Consider the following 2245-nt stretch of genomic DNA (forward strand, 5'->3'; position numbering starts at 1 on the left):
TCCTTACTCCGCGCCGGGCGGCGCTTACGGGCCCGCGGGCGCCCCGGGGCCCCGTCCGCGGATTCGATCAGTAGACGCTGACGCCGTAGACGCTCAGCGGCTCGGTGACCGGCTGGAAGTAGGTGGTGCCGCCGCTGCTGCAGTTGCCGCTGCCGCCGGAGGTGAGGCCCAGGGCGGTGCTGCCGGCGAAGAGCGAGCCACCGCTGTCGCCACCCTCGGCGCAGACGTTGGTCTTGATCAGCCCGTAGACGCTGCCCTCGGCGTAGTTCACCGTCGCGTTGGTGGCCGAGACGCTGCCGCTGTGCACGCCGGTGGTGCTGCCGGAGCGCTTCACGGCCTGGCCGACGTACGCGTTGCCCGCGGCGGTGATGTCCTGGTAGCTGCCGTTGTAGAGGTAGACGTTGCCCGGCTGCGAGGCGATGCTGTAGCGCACGATGCCGTAGTCGTTGCCCGGGAAGCTGGTACCGGCCCGGCTGCCCAGCACGGACGTCTGGCTGGAGTTCGAGTACCAGGTCGAGCCGAGGTTGGTGCAGTGGCCGGCGGTCAGGAAGTAGTAGACGCCGGAGCTGCTGCGCACGTTGAAGCCGAGCGAGCAGCGGTAGCCGCCGGTGTAGATGGCCTGGCCGCCGGAGATGCGGGTGGTGAGCACGCCGGGCTCGGCCTCGATCCGGACGGTGCCGCCGGTGCGGGCGGCGGCGGCCTTGACCCGCTCCAGCTTGGCGCCGGTGACGGTGCTGTCCACGGAGACGACGACCTGGTTGGTGGCCGGGTCGGTCCACCAGGCGGTGCCCGGGATCTTGGCGGACCGCTCCAGCTCGGCGGTGGCGGCGCGGAGCTTGTCGGCGCCGCGGGTGACGATCTTCGCGGTCGCGCCGGCGGCGCGCACCTGGCGGGCGGCCGCGGCGTCGGTCACCGCGATGATCATCTTGCCGCTGGCGTCGGCGTACGTGCCAGCGGCGCGGTCACCGAGCTGGGCGGCGAGCGCGGCGGCGGCGTCGGGGGATGCGGGCGAGGCAGGGGCCGCCTGGGCGGGTGCGCCGAGGAGCGAGCCGGTGACCAGGGTGCCGGCCACGGCGATGGCGGCGGCGCGGCGGAGCGAGGACCTCGTGGGTCGCATGTAACAACCTCCGGATGGGGGTGACGGGCGCCGTCACAGGAGCGCGCCCGAGGACAACCCGGCCGACCTGGGGAAACCGGCCGAGCGACCCAAGTATTCACATATTTAAGATCGTAAGCAAGACATGCCTTTGCCCGAATTCGCCCCGCCGCCCCCGGTAACCGCTCCGCAACATTGTGGACACAGAGCGACGTCTATACGATCTGGCCACCGTAGTCACGCCGGCACCCGTGATCCGGAGGCCACCATGACCCTCACCCGCCGCGCGCTGGCCGCCCTCGCCAGCGCCACCGCCCTCGTCCTGCTCGCCGCCAGTCCCGCCGTCGCCGCCGCCACCCCACCCCCCAACTCGATGGCCAGCATGGGTGACTCGATCACCCGCGGCTTCAACGCCTGCGGCTGGTACTCCGACTGCACCTCGCGCTCGTTCAGCACCGGCGACTACGCCAGCGTGAACAGCCACTACCTGCGCATCCGCGCGGTCAACCCGAACATCCAGGGCCGCAACTACAACGACGCCAAGACCGGGGCCAAGTCCGCCGACATGTACGGCCAGGCGGGCACCGCGGTCAGCCAGGGCGTCGAGTACGTCACCATGCTGATCGGCGCCAACGACGCCTGCACCAGCTCGGAATCCACCATGACCCCGGTGACCACCTTCCGGGCGAACGTCGACAGCGCGCTCAACCGGATCAAGGCCGGCCTGCCCAACGCCCGGGTGGCCGTGATCAGCATCCCGGACATCTACCGCCTCTGGTACGTGGGCAAGGACAGCAGCAGCGCCCGCTCGGCCTGGTCGCTCTTCGGGATCTGCCAGTCCATGCTGGCCAACCCGACGTCGACCACACAGACCGACGTGGACCGCCGGGCCCGGGTCCGGCAGCGCGTGATCGACTTCAACACCCAGCTCGCCCAGGCGTGCACCGCGTACGGCGCCAACTGCGACTTCGACGACAACGCCGTGTTCAACTACCCGTTCGTGCTCAGCCAGGTCTCCACCTGGGACTACTTCCACCCGAACACCAGTGGACAGGCGGTGCTGGCCAGCATCACGTACGCCAACGGCTTCGGCTGGTAGCCCCCTGCCCGCCCGGCGCGCGGACCCTCGGCCGGTCCGCGCGCCGGTGC

General features: G+C 70.9%; 2 protein-coding genes. One reads left to right on the plus strand and one right to left on the minus strand.

All coding sequences use genetic code 11. The features are described 5' to 3' along the window. Positions 1–67: 67 nt before the first annotated feature. Complete coding sequence (locus tag ACWEVO_RS35275) at positions 68–1117, minus strand: S1 family peptidase (protein WP_452311742.1); 1050 nt, start codon at positions 1115–1117, stop codon at positions 68–70. A gap of 247 nt (positions 1118–1364) precedes the next feature. Here ACWEVO_RS35275 and ACWEVO_RS35280 point away from each other — a divergent pair, with 247 nt between their 5' ends. Continuing rightward, positions 1365–2195, plus strand: coding sequence for an SGNH/GDSL hydrolase family protein (locus tag ACWEVO_RS35280; RefSeq protein ID WP_452311743.1), 831 nt, complete (start codon positions 1365–1367; stop codon positions 2193–2195). Positions 2196–2245 lie beyond the last annotated feature (50 nt).

This window comes from Micromonospora sp. NPDC003776 (assembly GCF_053605645.1).